We start from the raw sequence: 18797 nt of genomic DNA on the forward strand, positions 1-18797 counted from the left end.
CTCGCCCGCCGCCGCACCCCGGCCGTGGGACACTGGACGCACGATGTCTCCACGTGCACACCTCGGGCTCGAGCCCGCCGCGACCGATCCGGCGTCCATCCGCAACTTCTGCATCATCGCCCACATCGATCACGGCAAGTCGACGCTCGCCGATCGCATGCTCGGGATCACGGGCGTGGTCGAGGACCGCGCGATGCGCGCGCAGTACCTCGATCGGATGGACATCGAGCGCGAGCGCGGCATCACGATCAAGTCGCAGGCCGTGCGCATGCCGTGGGAGCGCGACGGTCAGACCTTCGCGCTCAACATGATCGACACCCCCGGCCACGTCGACTTCTCCTACGAGGTCAGCCGCTCGCTCGCCGCCTGCGAGGGCGCGATCCTCCTGGTCGACGCCGCGCAGGGCATCGAGGCGCAGACCCTCGCGAACCTCTACCTCGCGCTCGAGAACGACCTGGCGATCATCCCGGTCCTCAACAAGATCGACCTGCCCGCGGCGGACCCGGAGAAGTACGCGGCCGAGCTCGCGAGCCTCATCGGCGGCGACCCGGCCGACGTCCTCCGCGTCTCCGGCAAGACCGGCGTCGGCGTCGAGGCGCTGCTCGACCGCGTCACCGAGCTGGTCCCCGCGCCGGTCGGCGACAAGAACGCTCCCGCTCGCGCGATGATCTTCGACTCCGTCTACGACTCCTACCGCGGCGTCGTCACCTACGTCCGGATGATCGACGGCCAGCTCTCGCCGCGCGAGAAGATCCAGATGATGTCGACGCGCGCGACGCACGAGATCCTCGAGATCGGCGTCTCCAGCCCCGAGCCCGTCTCCACCAAGGGCCTCGGCGTGGGTGAGGTCGGCTACCTGATCACCGGCGTGAAGGACGTCCGCCAGTCGAAGGTCGGCGACACCGTCACCACCGCGTCCAAGCCCGCCACCGAGGCGCTGCCCGGCTACACCGAGCCGCTGCCGATGGTGTTCTCCGGTCTCTACCCGATCGACGGCAGTGACTACCCGGATCTCCGCGAGGCACTGGACAAGCTCAAGCTCTCCGACGCGGCACTCGTCTACGAGCCCGAGACCTCGGTCGCGCTCGGCTTCGGCTTCCGCTGCGGTTTCCTGGGCCTGCTGCACCTCGAGATCGTCACCGAGCGGCTCGACCGCGAGTTCGGCCTCGACCTGATCACCACGGCGCCGTCCGTCATCTACGAGGTGACCACCGACGACAAGAGCACCGTCACGGTCACCAACCCGAGCGAGTTCCCGGTGGGCAAGATCGCCAGCGTCACCGAGCCGATCGTCCGGGCCGCGATCCTCGCGCCGAAGGACTACGTCGGCACGATCATGGAGCTCTGCCAGAGTCGTCGCGGCACGCTGATCGGCATGGAGTACCTCGGCGAGGACCGAGTCGAGATCCGCTACCACATGCCCCTCGGCGAGATCGTCTTCGACTTCTTCGACAACCTCAAGTCGAAGACGGCCGGCTACGCCTCGCTCGACTACGAGCCCGCCGGCGACCAGGAGGCCGACCTGGTGAAGGTCGACATCCTGCTGCAGGGCGAGCAGGTCGACGCGTTCAGCGCGATCGTCCACCGCGACAAGGCCTACGCCTACGGCGTGCTGATGACGGGGCGGCTGCGCAAGCTGATCCCGCGCCAGCAGTTCGAGGTGCCCATCCAGGCCGCGATCGGCGCCCGCATCATCGCGCGCGAGTCGATCAGCGCGATGCGGAAGGACGTCCTCGCCAAGTGCTATGGCGGTGACATCACCCGCAAGCGCAAACTGCTCGAGAAGCAGAAGGAGGGCAAGAAGCGCATGAAGATGGTCGGCCGCGTCGAGGTCCCGCAGGAGGCGTTCATCGCCGCCCTGAGTGGTGACGTCGAGACGAAGGACAAGAAGTGAGCGTCCGGCGCTCGAGCTTCGAGGGGCAGCCGCAGGTCACGTACGCGGCGGTCGGCGGCACGCTCGCGCCGGACCTGCTCGAGTACCCGCCGGACGGCTTCACCGCCGAGCGCTTCGAGGCGCGCCTCGGCTCGGGCGCCGAGCGCTTCGCCATCACGACCGCGTCACTGATGACGTGGGGCGTGCAGCGCGGCAGTGGCATCGCCGTCACCGATATCACCGCCGGCAGCGGCGTGCAGTACACCGGCGTGAACTTCGACTCCGCCGGCACCCCGATCGACCTCGCCAGCCGCCCGACCGAGGAGCAGTTCTCGGCGGACGGCACGCCCTACATCACCGCCGGCGTGACGGCCGTGCTCAAGATCACGCTGCTCGGCCGGACGGTGAACGCCCCCGTGCGGGTCGTCTACGTGGTCGACGAGCCCGACCAGGTCGGCTTCGCCTACGGCACCCTCGAGGGCCACCCGGAGAGCGGTGAGGAGTCGTTCGTGGTCGAGAAGCGCGCCGACGACTCGGTCTGGCTCGTCATCCGCGTCTTCTCGCGGCCCTCCACCGCCCTCTACCGCCTCGGCACCCCCGTCCTGCGGGTCGTGCAGAAGCGGCAGGTCAAGAGGTACCTGCGCGCGCTGCTGCCGGCGCGCGTCAGCTGACGTGGGCAGCGCCCTCCCGCTCGCCGACCCGGCCCCGCTCGACGGACTCCTGCCGGCCTCCGTCGCCGACGGCGTGGAGACCCGCGACCTCGGGCTCTACGTGCACGTCCCGTTCTGCCGGGTGCGCTGCGGCTACTGCGACTTCAACACCTACACCGCGACCGAGCTGCGCGGCGCGAAGCAGCAGGACTACCCCGACGAGGCGATCGTCGAGATGGCGCTCGGCGAGGGCGTGCTCGCGAGCGCCGGGCTGCCGAGGCGTCCCGCGGCGACCGTGTTCTTCGGCGGCGGGACTCCGACGCTGCTGCCCGCCCGCGATCTGGTGCGCATGCTCGACGGGCTCCGGCGGCACTTCGGCGTCGCCGACGGCGCCGAGATCACGACGGAGGCGAACCCGGACTCGGTCGACGCCGCCTACCTCCGCGAGCTGGCCGACGCCGGGTTCACCCGGGTCAGCTTCGGGATGCAGTCGGCCGTGCCACACGTGCTCGCGACGCTCGAGCGCACCCATGATCCCGAGCGCGTGCCGCTCGTCGTCGAGTGGGCGCGCGAGGCGGGGCTGCAGGTCAGCCTCGACCTGATCTACGGAACGCCGGGGGAGTCGCTGGCGGACTGGGAGCGCTCGCTCGACTCGGCACTGGCCAACCGGCCCGACCACCTCTCGGCGTACGCGCTGATCGTCGAGGACGGCACGAAGCTCGCGCGGCAGATCCGCCGCGGCGAGGTGGCGACTCCGGACGACGACCTGACCGCCGACATGTACGAGCTGGCGGATGCTCGGCTCGCTGCGGCCGGCTACTCCTGGTACGAGGTGAGCAACTGGGCGCGCGACGACGCGCATCGGTCGCGGCACAACCTGTCCTACTGGCTGGGGCACGACTGGTGGGGCGTCGGGCCCGGTGCCCACAGCCACGTCGGCGGGGTGCGCTGGTGGAACGTGAAGCACCCGGCGGCCTACGCCGAGCGGCTGCACTCCGGCTCCTCGCCGGCCGCCGGACGGGAGACGCTCGACGCCGCGACCCGCCGGGTGGAGGACGTGCTGCTGCGCTCGCGCCTGGCGGACGGGCTGCCGATCGACGCGATCGACCCGGAGCGGCGCCGCGAGGTCGCGGGGCTGATCGCCGACGGCCTCGTCGACGGCCGGGCGGCCCTCCGCGGGCGCCTCGTGCTGACGCTGCACGGCCGGCTGCTGGCCGACGCGGTCGTCCGCCGCCTGACGGACGGCTGAGCCGGACCGCTCCATGCTGATCGAGTAGCCCGCGGAGCGGGCGTATCGAGATCCGCCGTTGGATGGACGTGGGTCTCGATACACCGCCTGCGGCGGCTGCTCGACCAGCATGTGGCCCCGCCTGCGGCGGCTGCTCCTCTTCATGCTGATCGAGTAGCCCGCAGAGCGGGCGTATCGAGATCCGCCCTCCGAGGGACGTGGGTCTCGATACGCCGCCTGCGGCGGCTACTCGACCAGCATGGAAGCGGCGGTCGGCCGATGAGCGAGGCGGGCCGCCGCGGCGTTCTACTTGAAGAAGGGGATGCTCAGCGGGTACGTGTAGTACTCGCCGGCGCTGGCGCGCACCGAGGCGATGATCGCGAAGACGATCACGAGGATCGGCACGACGAGGAAGACGATGAAGCCGACGAGCACGAAGCTCAGGATCGTCCCGGCGACGTAGGCGATCAGCGTGGTCAGGTGGAAGTTCAGTGCCGTCTTCGCGTGCGCCTCGAGGAAGGGACCGCGGCCCTTGAAGACGAGGTAGACGATCAGCGACGGGATGAAGCTGAAGAAGATGCCCGTGATGTGGGTGACGATCGCCCAGGTCTTCTCGTCGGCCGGGTTCAGCGGCGGGGCGGGCGTCGAGTAGGCGGGCGGCGGGGGCGGGGTGGCCGACATGGTGATCTCCGTCTCAGGAATCGGCGCGTCGGGCGACCCCGGGCGCTCGGCGTCCATCGTGGCAGAGACGCAGCCGCACCGGGAGGCGATCCGGGGCAAGCCCCGCCCTCCTCCGTTCTGCGCGGTTATGATTGGCACTCAATCTCGCGGAGTGCCAAGCTCCGCGCGGCGCCACGGCGCCGAGGTGGTCGTGCCGCGAGGCACCCGGAGTCCGGCGGGAGGTCGGTCGTATGGTGACGGAGCGCGGTCTCCAGGTCCTGCGCGTGATCGTGCAGGACTACGTCGCGAACCGCGAGCCGGTGGGCTCCAAGTCGATCGTCGAGCGCCACGCGTTCGGCGTCTCCGCGGCGACCATCCGCAACGAGATGGCGCAGCTCGAGGAGGAGGAGCTGATCGCGGCCCCGCACACCTCCTCCGGCCGCGTCCCCACCGACAAGGGCTACCGCCTCTTCGTCGACCAGCTGACCGACCTGCGCCCGCTGACTGCGGCGCAGCGGCAGGCGATCGAGACCTTCCTCGGCCAGAGCCCCGACCTCGACGAGGTGCTCGTCCGGACCGTCCGGCTGCTCTCGCAGCTCACCAACAGCGTCGCGCTCGTGCAGTACCCCTCCTTCGGCGCGGCGCGCATCCGTCACGTCGAGCTGGTCGCCCTCGCCCCGCGGCGGCTGCTCTCCGTGCTGATCACCGACACCGGCCGCGTCGACCAGCGCGTGCTCGAGACGCCCGAGGACGTCGACGAGCTGCTGCTCGGCGAGATCCGGGCGAAGCTCAACACCGCCGTCCTCGGGCTGGGTCTCGCGGCGGCGGCCGAGACGCTGCAGAGCGCGACCGAGCAGTTCAGCCCGGAGCGCCGTGCCGTCGTCGACCCGGTCGTGCAGACGCTGCTCGAGCAGGTCGGCGCGAACCGGCAGGACCGCCTGGTGATGGCGGGCGCCGCGAACCTGGTGCGCACGGAGGAGGACTTCTCCGGCAGCATCTACCCCGTTCTCGAGGCGATCGAGGAGCAGGTCGAGCTGCTGCGCCTCTTCGCCGAGATGACGCCGGACCCGCGCGGCATCTCGGTCCGCATCGGCCGCGAGAACGCGCCGTTCGGCCTCCAGGAGACCTCCGTGCTGACCAGTGGCTACAACACGGCCGGCGGCCAGGTCTCGCGCCTGGGGGTCCTCGGACCGATCAGGATGGACTACTCCGGCAACATCGCGGCGGTCCGCGCCGTCGCCCGCTACCTCTCCCGCCTCCTCGGCGAGGAATGACCCGCTCCCAGACCCTCGCCGGACTCCCCCGGCTCCCGACAGGTCCGCCGTGCCCGGCGCACCGACCCACGAACGAAGGACGAAGCCCCCTGTGGCCGATCACTACGAAGTCCTCGGCGTCGACCGAGACGCCTCCGCCGACGAGATCAAGAAGGCGTACCGCCGGCTGGCGCGCGAGCTGCACCCCGACGTCAACCCGAGCGCGGACGCGTCGGAGCGGTTCAAGCTCGTCACGCACGCCTACGACGTCCTGAGCGACGCCCAGCAGCGCCAGCAGTACGACCGCGGCCCGCAGGACGGCTTCCCCGGCGGTGGTGGGCAGGGCTTCGGCGGCTTCGGCGACATCTTCGAGACGTTCTTCGGCCAGGGCGCGCAGGGCTCCTCGCGCGGCCCGCGGTCGCGCCGGGAGCGCGGCCAGGACGCGCTGCTGCGCGTCGAGGTCTCGCTCGACGAGGTCATCTTCGGCACCCACCGCGACCTCGAGGTCGACACGGCCGTGCTCTGCGAGACCTGCCAGGGCTCGTGCTGCCAGCCGGGCACCTCGCCGGTCACCTGCGACATCTGCCACGGGTCCGGCCAGATCCAGCGCACCGTCCGCTCGCTGCTCGGCAACGTGATGACGGCCAGCCCCTGCGGCACCTGCCGCGGCTACGGCACCGTCATCGCCACTCCGTGCTCCACCTGCCAGGGCCAGGGCCGCGTGCGCGCGCGCCGGACCATCCCCGTCGACGTCCCCGCGGGTGTCGACACGGGCCTCCGCCTGCAGATGCCTGGCAGCGGCGAGGTCGGCCCGGCCGGCGGCCCGAGCGGCGACCTCTACCTCGAGATCAAGGTCAAGCACCACGACATCTTCAGCCGCAACGGCGACGACCTGCTCTGCACCCTCGAGGTGCAGATGACGGACGCGATCCTCGGCTCGACGACGACCCTCGCGGCGCTCGACGGCGACATCGAGATCGAGGTCAAGCCGGGCACGCAGAGCACCGAGATCGTCACGATCAAGGGCCGCGGCGTCACCAAGCTGCGCGGCAACGGCCGCGGCGACCTCCGCGTCGGCATCCAGGTCGTCACTCCCACCAAGCTGGGGCACCGCGAGCGCGAGCTGGTGCAGGAGTTCGCCAAGCACTACAAGCCGCAGAAGCCGGCCCTCACGCACTTCCAGCAGGGGCTCTTCTCCAAGCTCCGCGACCGCTTCCTGGGCTGACCGGATCCGGCGTGGCGCACCACTACATCGACGAGTCGCTCGACTCCGGGGACTTCGTCGCCGGCGGTCGGCTGGAGCTCTCGGGCGCGGAGGCGCGCCACCTCGCGACCGTCAGCCGGATCCGTGCCGGCGAGAGCGTCCGCATCGGCGACGGCCGCGGCCGGGTCGCCGTGGCCGTCGTCGAGAGCGCGGAGGCGTCGCGGGTCGTCCTCGAGGTCGTCTCGGTCGAGGAGGTGCCCGCGCCGAGCCCGCGCCTCGTGCTCGTGCAGGCGCTCGCGAAGGGCGACCGCGACGAGCTGGCGATCCAGGCCGCGACCGAGCTCGGCGTGGACGAGGTCGTGCCGTGGCAGGCCGCCCGCAGCGTCTCGCGCTGGTCGGGCGTCAAGGAGGAGAAGGGCCGCGAGCGCTGGCGCAGCATCGTCCGCGAGGCGAGCAAGCAGTCGCTCCGCGCCCGCGTGCCGGAGGTGTCGGCGGTGGTCGGCCTCCGCGCGCTCGTGGAGCGGGCCGCGACGGCGCGCGTCCTCGTGCTCGAGCCCTCGGCCGAGGAGCGGCTCACCGCGATCGAGCCGGACGGGCGCGACCTCGTGCTCGTCGTCGGACCCGAGGGCGGCATCGCGGCGGAGGAGCTGCGCGCGCTCGCCGACGCGGGGGCCGAGGCCGTCGCGCTCGGCGACTCCGTCCTGCGCACCTCGACCGCCGGCCCGGCCGCGATCGCCGTGCTCTCGGCCCGTCTCGGCCGCTGGTGATCCCTGCCGATCCGCGCGCCCTGGGCGAACGCGCCCCCGCCCGGGTCGCCTCGCCGTTTAAGATGGATGCATGACCGAGCCCACTGTCTTCACGCGCATCGTCCGCGGCGAGATCCCCGCCGACGTGGTGTTCGAGAACGAGCGGATCCTCGCGATCCAGGACATCGCGCCGAAGGCGCCCGTCCACCTGCTGATCTTCCCGAAGACCCCCGAGTACGCGAACGTCGCCGAGCTCGCCGCGGGCGATCCGGAGCTCCTCGCCGAGATGGCCGTCGTCGCGCAGACCCTGGCCGACGCGCACAGCAACGGCCAGTTCCGCCTCGTCTTCAACTCCGGCGAAGAGGCCGGTCAGACCGTGTTCCACGTCCACGCCCACGTCCTGGGCGGCCACCTGACGGAAGGCTCCCTTGCCACCGGTTGATCACGCGGGCGATCGCTCCGCGGACCAGAACCCCACTCGAACCGAATCGACGGAGCCGACGGTCCCGCAGAGCGACGCGGACCGGACCACCGGCGGGACGCATCGCGTCATCGCCGTCGACGGAATCGCCATGGTGCGCCTCCTCGGACCTCAGGACCGCCTCATCCGGGCGGTCGAATCGCGATTCCCCGACGTCCGGGTGCACGTGCGCGGCAACGAGGTGACCCTCGACGGCGAGGGCGCCCCCGTCGCCGCCGCGGCGCGCCTGGTGGAAGAACTGGTGCTCATGACGGCAGGCGGCCACGACCTCGACCCGGAGGGCGTGCGCGAGTCCGCGCGCATCCTCGAGAACGGCGGGCCGGTGCGTCCCGCGGACGCGTTCGGTCAGGCCATCCTCACGGCGCGCGGGAAGAGCATCCGCCCCAAGACCCTCGGGCAGCGCGAGTACGTCGACGCCGTCGACCAGAACACGATCGTCTTCGGGATCGGGCCTGCCGGCACCGGCAAGACCTACCTCGCGATGGCCAAGGCGGTGCAGGCCCTGCAGCGCAAGGAGGTCGAGCGGATCATCCTCACGCGCCCCGCGGTCGAGGCGGGGGAGCGGCTGGGCTACCTGCCCGGCTCGCTCACCGACAAGATCGACCCGTACCTGCGCCCGCTCTACGACGCGCTGAACGAGATGATGGACCCGGAGATCGTGCCGAAGCTGCTCGCGGCGGGCACGATCGAGGTCGCTCCGCTGGCCTACATGCGCGGTCGCACGCTGAACTCCTCGTTCGTCGTGCTCGACGAGGCGCAGAACACGACGCCGGAGCAGATGAAGATGTTCCTCACCCGGCTCGGCTTCGGCTCGAAGATGGTGATCACGGGCGACATCACCCAGGTCGACCTCCCCGCCGGCTCCAGCGGACTCCGCCTGGTGACCCGGGTGCTCGACGACATCGAGGACATCCACTTCGCGCGGCTGACCAGCGAGGACGTGGTCCGCCACAGCCTCGTCGGCCGGATCGTCGACGCGTACACCGAGTACGACCAGCAGAAGCAGGCGCAGAGCTTCGAGCGCGAGCAGGCCCGCGAGTTCGCGGCCCGCGCCGAGCGCCGGGCGGCCACCCGCTCGACCGGCGACGCTCAGCCCAAGCGCCCGCGCGCCTGAGCGCCGTCCCACCGCCTCCCGCCGAGCCCCTCCCGATCGAAGGAACACCGCACCCCGTGAGCATCGAGATCAACAACGAGTCGAGCATCCCCGTGGACGAGGCGACTCTGCTGCGCCTCGCGGGCTACGCGCTCGACTCGATGCACGTGCACCCCGACGCCGAACTCGCGATCGTGCTGGTCGACGAGGGCGCGATGGAGCAGCTGCACGTGCAGTGGATGGACGAGCCCGGCCCGACCGACGTGCTGAGCTTCCCGATGGACGAGCTGCGGCCCGGCACCGAGGACGAGCCGACCCCGGCCGGCCTGCTCGGCGACATCGTGCTCTGCCCGCAGGTGGCGCAGAGCCAGGCCGAGGCCGCCGGCCACTCCGTGCTCGACGAGCTGCTGCTGCTCACGGCCCACGGGCTGCTGCACCTGCTCGGCTTCGACCACGCGGAGCCCGAGGAGGAGCGCGAGATGTTCGGCATCCAGCGCGACATCCTCGTCGGGTTCCACATCAGCGAGCGACGCCGCTAGGTCCGGCGTGCTCACCGTTCAGCTCCTCATCGCGGCTCTCGCCCTCGTCGCCGTCGGCGGCTGGCTCGCCGCGACCGACGCCGCGCTCGGCGTCCTCTCGCGCAGCGACCTCCTCGACATGGCGAACCACTCCCGCAGCTCCCGCGCCCTGCGGGCCATCGCCGGCGACATGAGCGCGCACGTCAACGTCGTCAACTTCACCCGGATCGCGGCCGAGACGACCGCCGCGGTCTTCGTGACCACCGTGCTCGTCGTGGTGGTCGACGCCCTGTGGCTGGCGCTCCTGCTCGCCATCCTGATCATGGCGGCCGTGTCCTTCGTGCTCGTCGGCTCCAGCCCGCGCAGCGTCGGGCGCGCCCACGCCCGCGCCGTGCTCGGCTCCAGCGCCTCGCTCGTGCACGTGCTGCGGGTCGCGCTCGGCCCGGTCGCGCACGGTCTCGTCGCGCTGGGCAACCGGGTCACCCCGGGCACCGGCCGCTCGGCCGGCTTCTCCTCCGAGGAGCAGCTGCTGAGCATGGTCGACGAGGCGACCGAGCAGTCGGTCCTGGAGCAGGACGACCGCGAGCTGATCCACTCGATCTTCGAGTTCAACGACACGCTGGTGCGCGAGGTGATGGTGCCGCGGACCGACATGGTGACGATCGAGGCCGGTGCGTCGGTCGGCGCCGGCATGGGCCTGCTGCTCAGTCGCGGCATCTCGCGGCTGCCCGTCATCGGCGACGGCGTCGACGACGTGCTCGGCGTGCTCTACCTCCGCGACGTCGCCCGGCACACCTACGAGCGCCCGGACGACGACGACTCCGCGGCCGATCTCGCCCGCCCGGCGCTGTTCGTGCCGGAGTCGAAGAAGGCCGACGAGCTGCTGCGCCAGATGCAGCTCGAGTCCAACCACCTCGCGATGGTGGTGGACGAGTACGGCGGCATCGCCGGGCTCGTGACGCTCGAGGACCTGATCGAGGAGCTCGTCGGCGACATCTCGGACGAGTACGACCGCGAGGTCGACCTCTTCGAGGAGATCGAGCCCGGCGTCTACCGCGTCTCGGCGCGGCTGCCCGTCGACGAGCTGGGCGAGCTGTTCGAACTCGACCTCGAGGACGACGACGTCGACTCGGTCGGCGGACTGCTCACCAAGGCCTACGGCCGCCTGCCCGAGCGCGGCGCGACCGCGCGGATCGACGGGGTGATCCTCGAGGCCGAGCAGGCGGATCCTCGACGCGGCACCATCTCGACCGTCATCGTGCGGCGCGATCCCGACTACGATCCCTCAGGCGAGACTGGCACCGGACCGGTCGCGATCGTCGCCGAGACAGACCACCAGGACGAGGACGCACGATGACCGACCCCAGCACTCCCACGACCCCCTACCGGGCGGGCTTCGTGTCGTTCGTGGGCCGCCCGAACGTCGGCAAGTCCACGCTCACCAACGCGCTGGTCGGCGAGAAGATCGCCATCACCAGCTCGAAGCCGCAGACCACCCGCCGCGCCATCCGCGGCATCGTGCACCGCCCCGACGGCCAGCTCATCGTCGTGGACACCCCGGGCATCCACCGCCCGCGCACGCTGCTCGGCGAGCGGCTGAACTCCCTCGTCACCTCGACCCTCGGCGACGTCGACGTGATCGGGATGCTCTTCCCGGCCGACGAGCCGATCGGCCCCGGCGACCGCTTCATCAACGAGCAGCTCGAGGCCTTCCCGCGTGCCCGCAAGGTCGCGATCGTCTCCAAGGTCGACCTCTCCTCGAAGAAGTCGGTCGCCAAGCAGCTGCTCGCCGTCTCCGAGCTGCGCGAGTGGGACACCATCGTGCCGATCTCGGCGGTCACCGAGGAGCAGCTCGACGTGCTCGCGGTGGAGCTGCTGCGCCTCATGCCGGTCTCGCCCGCGCTCTACCCCGAGGAGGCCGTGACCGACGAGGACACCGGCTCGCGCATCGCGGAGTTCATCCGCGAGGCCGCGCTCGAGGGCGTCTCGGACGAGCTGCCGCACTCGCTCGCCGTGACCCTCGACGACATGGTCGAGCGCGAGGACGGCTCCTTCATCGACATCTACGCGAACGTCTTCGTCGAGCGCGACAGCCAGAAGGGCATCATCATCGGCAAGGGCGGCCAGCGCCTGCGCGAGGTGGGCGCGGTGTCCCGCGAGCAGATCGAGCGGCTGCTCGGCCGGCGCGTGTTCCTCTCGATCCGGGTGAAGGTCGCCAAGGAGTGGCAGCGCGACCCGAAGCTGCTCGGCCGCCTCGGCTTCTGAGCCGGTGAGCGCGGCGCCGGATCGGGAGGGGGACGGCAGTCACTCTGCCGGACGACGCCCGGCGGCGACGTCGCCGCGTAGCGTGGGGCTCATGCGTGCGCTCCTGGATCGTCCGGCGACGCTCCCGATCGCGGGAGCCCTGCTCGGGGTCCTCCACCTCGGACTGAGCGCGGCCGGCCTGATCGCGCCGGAGCACCTCAGCGGCGGCCTGCTGATCGCGCTCGGCCTCGGCCTCGCGGCCTTCCTGCCGGCCCTCGCGCCGTCCCTGATCGCCGTCGGGGCGGTCACCGGCGGCGGGATCCCGCTCCTCGGCGTGCCGGTGGACGGTGTCCTGGTGGGCCTGCTCGTCCTCTGGTCCACCGCGCGTCGGCTCGGTCCCTGGACGCGGACGCTGACCCTCGTCGGCGCCCTCCTGCTCGCGGGCATCGCCGGGCTGGTCGCCGCACTGACCGGGACCGAGCTGCTGCTGCCGCAGGAGGAGAGCGCCGACCAGGTCCTGCTCTTCCGCGCCGTCGCCGCACTGGTCGTCGCCGCCCTCCTCGCCGGCGCGGAGGTCCTCGTCTGGCGCGCCGGGGTGCGGCGGCCGGTCGGTCCCGACGACAGGATCGATGCACTCGTGGTGCGCGTGGCCGGTCCGCAGGACGGCTTCGCCGTCGGAGCGGCCGGCTGGCAGGCGCTCCTCCTGCTGCTGATCTCGACCGTGCCGTTCGCGGCGCCCGACGGCTCGCTCCAGCCGGTCGTCGGCGGAGTGCTGGCGGTCGCGCTGGTCCTGCACCGCCGGGCGCCGGCACTCTCCCTCACGATCGCCTGGGGCGGGGCGCTCCTGCAGATGGGTCTGCAGCTGGCACCGGGACCGGCCGACCTCGCGATCCTCGCGGTGCTCTTCGGCACCGGTGCGTCCGAGCGGCGCCGGGTGCGCGCGGCGGGGGCCGTCTCCGCGGTGCTCGGCGCGATCGTGGCCGTCGTCTACCTGATCATCGTCTTCCGGCTCGTCCAGTCCATCCCCTCGCCGATCCTGACCGGGGGAGCGGTGTTCGGCGGGATCCTCGCCACGCTCGGCCTCTCCTGGACGGTCGGCCTGCTCTCCCGCTCGGTGCGGCGAGCGCGCGAGGGGCAGACCCTCCGCGCCGAGGCCGAGCGCGAGCGTGCGGCGGCGCAGCGCGAGCTGGACACGGTCGAGGAGCGCAACCGCATCGCCCGCGACATGCACGACGTCGTCGCGCACTCGCTCGCCGTCGTGATCGCGCAGGCGGACGGCGCCCGCTACCTCGGCGCGTCGAGCCCGGAGCAGACCGACGCCGCCCTGCTCACCATCTCCTCGGTCGCCCGCGACGCGCTCGGCGACGTCCGCGTCCTCCTGGCTCAGCTGCGGCACAGCCAGAGCGACGGACCGCAGCCCGAGGCGCGCGACCTGCCGGCGCTGCTCGAGAGCGTCTCCGGAGCCGGGACGCAGCTGCGGACCGAGCTCGAGGTCGATCTCGAGACCGTGCCGCGCGGCATCGGCCTCGCGCTCTACCGCATCGTGCAGGAGGCGACGACGAACGCGCTCCGGCACGGCCGGCCCGGCTCCGCGCTCGACGTCGCGCTGCGCCGCGAGTCCGGCGAGATCGTCCTCACCGTCCGCAATGCGCGCTGCGCCGACGCCGAGGCCGCCGCTCGCGTGCCCGGGGAGGGGCACGGCCTGGTCGGCATGCGCGAGCGCGCCGCACTCGTCGGCGGAGTCCTCCGCGCCGGCCCCGAGGGCGACGACTTCGTGGTCGACGCGCGCCTGCCCGCCCCCTCTTCCACCGCCCTGCCCGTCGCCTCTGGAGGCCACCCCGCATGACCGACACCATCCGCCTCGTCCTCGTCGACGACCAGGCGCTCTTCCGCGCCGGCATCCGCATGCTGCTCAGCTCCCAGCCGGACCTCGAGGTGGTCGGCGAGGCGTCCGACGGCGCGGAGGGCGCGGAGCTCGTCGGCCGGCTGGCCCCGGACGTGGTGCTGATGGACATCCGGATGCCGGGGGTCGACGGCATCGAGTCGACGCGCCGCATCCTCGCCGACGCCGCGGAGAAGGGCGTGGAGCCGCCGCGCATCCTGGTGCTCACCACCTTCGACCTGGACGAGGCGGCCGCCGGCGCGATCCGCGCCGGGGCGAGCGGCTTCCTGCTCAAGGACACCGAGCCGGGCTTCCTGCTCGCCTCCGTCCGCACCGTGCACGCCGGCACCGCGGTCGTCGCCGCCTCCGCGACGAGGGAGCTCTTCGAGCACTTCGGCGCGCCGGGGAGCGGCCGCGAGACTCCCGCCGCGTTCGGCACGCTGACCGACCGGGAGCGCGAGATCTTCCACCTCGCCGCGCGCGGCCTCAGCAACACCGAGATCGCCCGGGCGGAGTTCCTCAGCGAGGCCACGGTCAAGACGCACATCAGCCGCACGCTCGGCAAGCTCGGGCTGCGCGACCGGGTGCAGCTCGTCGTCTACGCCTACGAGAACGGGCTCGTCGCCTGAGGACGACGTCCGCGCCGCAGTGGTGCCTCGTGGGTGCCGACCCGCGGACGCAGTGCTACCGTGGTCGCGTGCGCATCGGTCTGCTCCTTCTTAGCCGCCGCGACGAGATCTGATCCTCAGGCCCTCCTCGTCGCGGAGTCCGTCGTCGGCTGAACCAGACCCATCGTCACCACAGAACACCCCGCGTGGTTCGATCCGCATCCGGATCCCCGCGAGACGAGAGACAGGCGCGTCCGCGCGCCGGGAGAGCACACTCATGAAGAACACCCAGAAGTCGTCGTCACTGCCGATCGGCAAGTACAAGCCGTTCCACGAGCAGATCGTCGTCGAGCTGCCCGACCGCACCTGGCCGGCCAAGCGCATCACGACGGCGCCGCGCTGGTGCGCCGTCGACCTCCGCGACGGCAATCAGGCGCTCATCGATCCGATGAGCCCGGAGCGCAAGCGGATCATGTTCGACCTGCTGGTCCGGATGGGCTACAAGGAGATCGAGGTCGGCTTCCCGAGCGCCAGCCAGACCGACTTCGACTTCGTCCGCAGCCTCATCGAGGAGGACGCGATCCCGGAGGACGTCACCATCCAGGTGCTGACCCAGGCCCGCGACCACCTGATCGAGCGCACCTACGAGTCGATCCGCGGCGCCCGCCAGGCGATCGTGCACCTCTACAACTCCACCAGCGTGCTGCAGCGCGAGGTCGTCTTCCGCAAGGACCGCCAGGGCATCATCGACATCGCCCTCGCCGGCGCGCGCAAGTGCCGCGAGATGGAGGCGTCGGTGCCCGGCACCGCCGTCTACTACGAGTACTCGCCCGAGAGCTACACCGGCACCGAGCTCGACTTCGCCCGCGAGATCTGCGATCGCGTGGTCGAGGTCTTCGAGCCGACTCCGGAGCGCAAGGTCATCCTCAACCTGCCCGCCACGGTCGAGATGGCGACGCCGAACGTCTACGCCGACTCGATCGAGTGGATGTGCCGCAACCTCGCCCAGCGCGAGAACATCATCGTCTCGCTGCACCCGCACAACGACCGCGGCACCGCGGTCGCGGCGGCCGAGCTGGGCTACCTGGCCGGCGCCGACCGCATCGAGGGCTGCCTCTTCGGCAACGGCGAGCGCACCGGCAACGTCGACCTGGTCGCGCTGGGCGTGAACCTGTTCACCCAGGGCATCGACCCGCAGATCGACTTCAGCGACATGGACGGCATCAAGCGCACGGCCGAGTACTGCAACCAGCTGGCCGTGCCGGAGCGCAGCCCCTGGGCCGGCGACCTGGTCTTCACCGCGTTCAGCGGCTCGCACCAGGACGCCATCAAGAAGGGCTTCGAGGCGATGGAGGCCGAGGCCGAGCGCACCGGCGTCAGCCGCGACGAGCTGACCTGGGCCGTGCCGTACCTGCCGGTGGACCCGAAGGACCTCGGCCGCTCCTACGAGGCGGTCATCCGCGTCAACTCGCAGTCCGGCAAGGGCGGTGTCGCGTACCTGCTGAAGACCGACCACGCGCTGGACCTGCCGCGCCGCCTGCAGATCGAGTTCTCCGCGGTCGTGCAGGCCAAGACGGACGCCGAGGGCGGCGAGGTCACCAGCGAGCAGATCTGGACGATCTTCCAGGACGAGTACCTGCCCGCGCCCGCGCACCGCGCCGAGGACAAGTGGGGCCGCTTCGAGCTGGCTCGCACGAGCACCTCGAGCGACCTGGGCGGCTCGATCGCCCTCGACGCCGTGCTGCGCGTCGGCGACGAGACGGTCACGGCGAGCGCGACCGGCAACGGCCCGATCAACGCCTTCGAGGCGGTGCTGGCGCAGCACGGCGTCGAGGTCCGCGTCTTCGACTACGTCGAGCACGCTCTCAGCGCCGGTGGCGACGCGCTGGCCGCCTCCTACGTCGAGTGCTCGGTCAACGGCCGCACCCTCTGGGGCGTGGGCGTCGACGCTGACATCTCGACCGCCTCGCTGAAGGCGATCGTCTCGGCCGTCAACCGCGCCCTCCGCGAGGAGGCCCCGGACCGCGAGCTGGCGACGGCCTCGGCCTGAGGCTCGCGCGGCGGTGACCACTGTGGTCGCCGCCGAGGCGGCGCGGCCCGTTCCCTGCCTGCGAGTCGCCCGCGGAGCGGGCACGCCATGCTGGTCGAGTAGCCCGCGGAGCGGGCGTATCGAGACCCCCCGTCCATGCGGTGGTGGGTCTCGATACGCCGCGTGCCGCGGCTACTCGACCAGCATGAGGATGCCGCGTTCCGCGGCTTCCCGATCAGCATGCTGCGCGCCGCTGTGGTCGCCGCCGAGGCGGACCTCCGTCAGGCGCGGCCCTGGAGGATGAGGTTCCAGTAGACCCAGGGGAGCAGGTAGCGGTCGGCGAGGAAGGTGAGGCGGCGCTCCTTCGCGAGGCCCTTCCAGAAGGGGATGGTCGGCTTCGGGCGGTAGCGGTCGTCGAACTCGGCGAAGACGACGGTCGAGCGCGAGACGACGAACGGGCAGACCGAGTAGCCGTTGTAGACCTGGGGGAGCGGCTTCCCCTTGCGGGCGGCGACGAGGTTCTTCGCCAGGGTCTTCGTCTGCTGCCGGAGCGCTCCGCCCGACTTCGAGTTGGTGGTCGCGGCGGCGTCGCCGAGCGACCAGACCTCGCGGTGGCGGGGGTGGCGCAGCGTCAGCGGGTCGACCTCGACGAAGCCGCCGACGCCGCCCTCCGCCACGAGTCCGGTGCCCGCTAGCCAGTCCGGGGCGGACTGCGGCGGTACGGCGTGCAGGACGTCGTAGGAGAGCGTCTCCCGCTGCTCGGTGCCGACGTGCCCGCCGTCGTGGTCGACACCCAGCTGCGCGCTCCGGCCGTCCTCGCCGGCGATGACGACCGTCCGCTTCTCGGCGTCCACCTCGACCAGCTCGCGGCTGTAGCGCACGTCGATCCCGTACTCCGCCACCTTGCGCTCGAGCTCCGCGTCGATCAGCGGCATGCCGAACATCGTCGGCGTCGGCACGACGAGCACGACGTGGACGTCCGCGAGCACGCCGATCTCGCGCCAGTAGTCGCAGGCGAGGTACATCGGCTTCTGCGAGGCGCCGGAGCAGGTGCCCGGGCCGCTCGGCTGAGTGAAGACGACCGTGCCGGAGCGGACCCCGCGGAGCACGCTCGACGCCTTCCGCGCGTACTCGAACTCGTAGTTCGAGACACCGACCGGCGACGCCATCGCCTCCGACAGCCCGGGCACCGCCTCCCAGTCCTTCTGGATGCCGGGGCAGACGACGAGGTCGCCGTAGCCGACCCGCCGACCGGAGGCGAGGGTGACCGTCTTCGCGGCGGGGTCGATCGCCTCGACGCGGTCCCGGATCCAGGTCACACCCTTCGGCGTCACCGAGCCCTGCGGCCGGGTCGCCTTCGAGGCGGGAGCGGTGCCGCCGGCCACGTGGGAGAACATCGGCTGGTAGAGGTGCTTCTCGCGCGGCTCGATCACCGCGACGTCCTTCACGCCGTAGCGGCGGAGGCGCCCCGCGACCGAGAGCCCCGCGTTCCCCCCGCCGATGATCAGCACGTCGTGTCGGTCGGTCGTGGTGCCCGCAGCGGTCATGCCGACACCCTAGGTCGGACCTCCGACACGGGCGCGGGGTTCCGCGAGCCGTCCGGACGTGCATCCTCGGCGTCAGCCGCGCTTCCGCCAGCCGAGCCGCGGCACCCTGCTCAGCGCCCGCTGCTCCGGCAGGCTCCAGCCGTAGCGCACCGCCAGCAGCCGGATGACCGCCGTGACCACCACCGCGATCGGCGCCGCGTAGTCGATCACCATCCCGAACCGCAGCGCGACCACCAGCACGACGGTGCCGGCGGTCGCCGCGATCGCGTAGAGCGAGCCGACGTGCATCAGCGCGATCGGGCGGTTGAGCAGGATGTCGCGGATCACCGAGCCGCCGACGGCCGAGACGGTCCCGACGAACACCGCGGGCACCTCCGGCACGCCGAGCGAGAGCGCCTTCGTCGTGCCGATGGCGCCGAAGAGCCCGATCGTCAGGGCGTCGAGCGCCGTGATCGTGCCGTCGACCCGGTTGAGGACGTGCTGCAGCAGCATGCCGAAGAGAGAGGCCGTCACCGCGACGAGCAGGTAGGCGTTGGTGTGCAGCGCCACCAGCGGGGTCTGCAGCAGCAGATCGCGCAGAACACCGCCGCCGAGTCCCGTCGCCGTGCCGATGATCGTGACGCCGAGCAGGTCGATCCGGCGGTCGCGGAACTCGCCCGCGAACATCGCACCTTGCAGGCAGCCGATCGCGATGGCGAGGAGGTCGGCCCAGGCGGGGATCTCGAAGAGGGAGGCGGCCACCGAGCCATCGTTCCACGGGCGGGAGCGGGCGGGTGCCGGT

At 71.7% G+C, this 18797-nt stretch carries 17 protein-coding genes; 14 read left to right on the forward strand and 3 right to left on the reverse strand.

Features of this window, described 5'->3' with window-relative positions; all coding sequences use genetic code 11:
- Positions 1–43: 43 nt before the first annotated feature.
- The 3 genes from lepA to hemW are packed head-to-tail and all read left to right on the forward strand — an operon-like array spanning position 44 to position 3772.
- Entirely contained in the window at positions 44–1894 is a 1851-nt protein-coding gene (gene lepA / locus EDF36_RS04795) for a translation elongation factor 4 (RefSeq protein WP_123445615.1), read from the forward strand.
- Positions 1891–2544, forward strand: a complete 654-nt coding sequence (locus tag EDF36_RS04800; protein ID WP_123732103.1) for a DUF1990 family protein — start codon at positions 1891–1893, stop codon at positions 2542–2544. The genes lepA and EDF36_RS04800 overlap by 4 nt, the downstream gene beginning before the upstream one ends.
- A 1-nt stretch (position 2545) precedes the next feature.
- Positions 2546–3772 (forward strand): radical SAM family heme chaperone HemW, encoded by a 1227-nt coding sequence (gene hemW, locus EDF36_RS04805; RefSeq protein ID WP_123732104.1) that lies wholly within the window; start codon positions 2546–2548, stop codon positions 3770–3772.
- A 285-nt stretch (positions 3773–4057) separates the two neighbouring features.
- Here the strand turns inward: hemW and EDF36_RS04810 are convergent, their stop codons facing one another.
- Positions 4058–4432: a DUF4870 domain-containing protein gene (locus EDF36_RS04810; protein WP_123445997.1), complete on the reverse strand. Its 375-nt coding sequence runs from the start codon at positions 4430–4432 to the stop codon at positions 4058–4060.
- Positions 4433–4662: 230 nt separating this feature from the next.
- On the opposite strand from EDF36_RS04810, the gene hrcA reads away from it, so the two are divergent.
- From hrcA to leuA, 11 genes are all read left to right on the forward strand, one after another.
- Positions 4663–5685: a heat-inducible transcriptional repressor HrcA gene (gene hrcA, locus EDF36_RS04815; RefSeq protein ID WP_123445618.1), complete on the forward strand. Its 1023-nt coding sequence runs from the start codon at positions 4663–4665 to the stop codon at positions 5683–5685.
- A gap of 91 nt (positions 5686–5776) precedes the next feature.
- Entirely contained in the window at positions 5777–6889 is a 1113-nt protein-coding gene (gene dnaJ / locus EDF36_RS04820) for a molecular chaperone DnaJ (protein ID WP_123445619.1), read from the forward strand.
- A gap of 11 nt (positions 6890–6900) precedes the next feature.
- Positions 6901–7635 (forward strand): 16S rRNA (uracil(1498)-N(3))-methyltransferase, encoded by a 735-nt coding sequence (locus tag EDF36_RS04825; RefSeq protein ID WP_123732105.1) that lies wholly within the window; start codon positions 6901–6903, stop codon positions 7633–7635.
- 70 nt (positions 7636–7705) lie between these two features.
- Positions 7706–8056 (forward strand): histidine triad nucleotide-binding protein, encoded by a 351-nt coding sequence (locus tag EDF36_RS04830; protein ID WP_123445621.1) that lies wholly within the window; start codon positions 7706–7708, stop codon positions 8054–8056.
- Positions 8057–8186: 130 nt separating this feature from the next.
- The gene (locus EDF36_RS04835) at positions 8187–9209 is read left to right on the forward strand and encodes a PhoH family protein (protein ID WP_123732106.1); all 1023 of its coding nucleotides are present in this window, start codon (positions 8187–8189) and stop codon (positions 9207–9209) included.
- A 56-nt stretch (positions 9210–9265) separates the two neighbouring features.
- On the forward strand, positions 9266–9727 hold the full coding sequence (gene ybeY / locus EDF36_RS04840; protein ID WP_123445622.1) for an rRNA maturation RNase YbeY: 462 nt from the start codon (positions 9266–9268) through the stop codon (positions 9725–9727).
- A 7-nt stretch (positions 9728–9734) separates the two neighbouring features.
- A complete protein-coding gene (locus EDF36_RS04845) occupies positions 9735–11063 on the forward strand; it encodes a hemolysin family protein (protein ID WP_123732107.1) in 1329 nt (442 codons plus the stop codon).
- A complete protein-coding gene (gene era, locus EDF36_RS04850) occupies positions 11060–11971 on the forward strand; it encodes a GTPase Era (RefSeq protein WP_123732108.1) in 912 nt (303 codons plus the stop codon). Before EDF36_RS04845 ends, era begins: the two co-directional genes overlap by 4 nt.
- A gap of 91 nt (positions 11972–12062) precedes the next feature.
- A complete protein-coding gene (locus EDF36_RS04855; RefSeq protein ID WP_148059970.1) occupies positions 12063–13796 on the forward strand; it encodes a histidine kinase in 1734 nt (577 codons plus the stop codon).
- Positions 13793–14461 (forward strand): response regulator transcription factor, encoded by a 669-nt coding sequence (locus tag EDF36_RS04860; RefSeq protein WP_123732110.1) that lies wholly within the window; start codon positions 13793–13795, stop codon positions 14459–14461. The genes EDF36_RS04855 and EDF36_RS04860 overlap by 4 nt, the downstream gene beginning before the upstream one ends.
- 256 nt (positions 14462–14717) lie before the next feature.
- Positions 14718–16490: a 2-isopropylmalate synthase gene (gene leuA / locus EDF36_RS04865; protein WP_123732111.1), complete on the forward strand. Its 1773-nt coding sequence runs from the start codon at positions 14718–14720 to the stop codon at positions 16488–16490.
- 260 nt (positions 16491–16750) lie between these two features.
- On the opposite strand, the gene EDF36_RS04870 is transcribed toward leuA, so the two are convergent.
- Both EDF36_RS04870 and EDF36_RS04875 read right to left on the reverse strand, forming a co-directional pair.
- The gene (locus tag EDF36_RS04870) at positions 16751–18016 is read right to left on the reverse strand and encodes an NAD(P)/FAD-dependent oxidoreductase (protein WP_123732112.1); all 1266 of its coding nucleotides are present in this window, start codon (positions 18014–18016) and stop codon (positions 16751–16753) included.
- 72 nt (positions 18017–18088) lie between these two features.
- Positions 18089–18757 carry a trimeric intracellular cation channel family protein gene (locus tag EDF36_RS04875; protein WP_243646387.1) on the reverse strand — a complete coding sequence of 223 codons (669 nt, stop codon included), beginning with the start codon at positions 18755–18757 and terminating at the stop codon, positions 18089–18091.
- Between the last annotated feature and the right edge of the window lie 40 nt (positions 18758–18797).

This window comes from Rathayibacter sp. PhB152 (assembly GCF_003751395.1).
GTDB lineage: Bacteria > Actinomycetota > Actinomycetes > Actinomycetales > Microbacteriaceae > Rathayibacter > Rathayibacter festucae.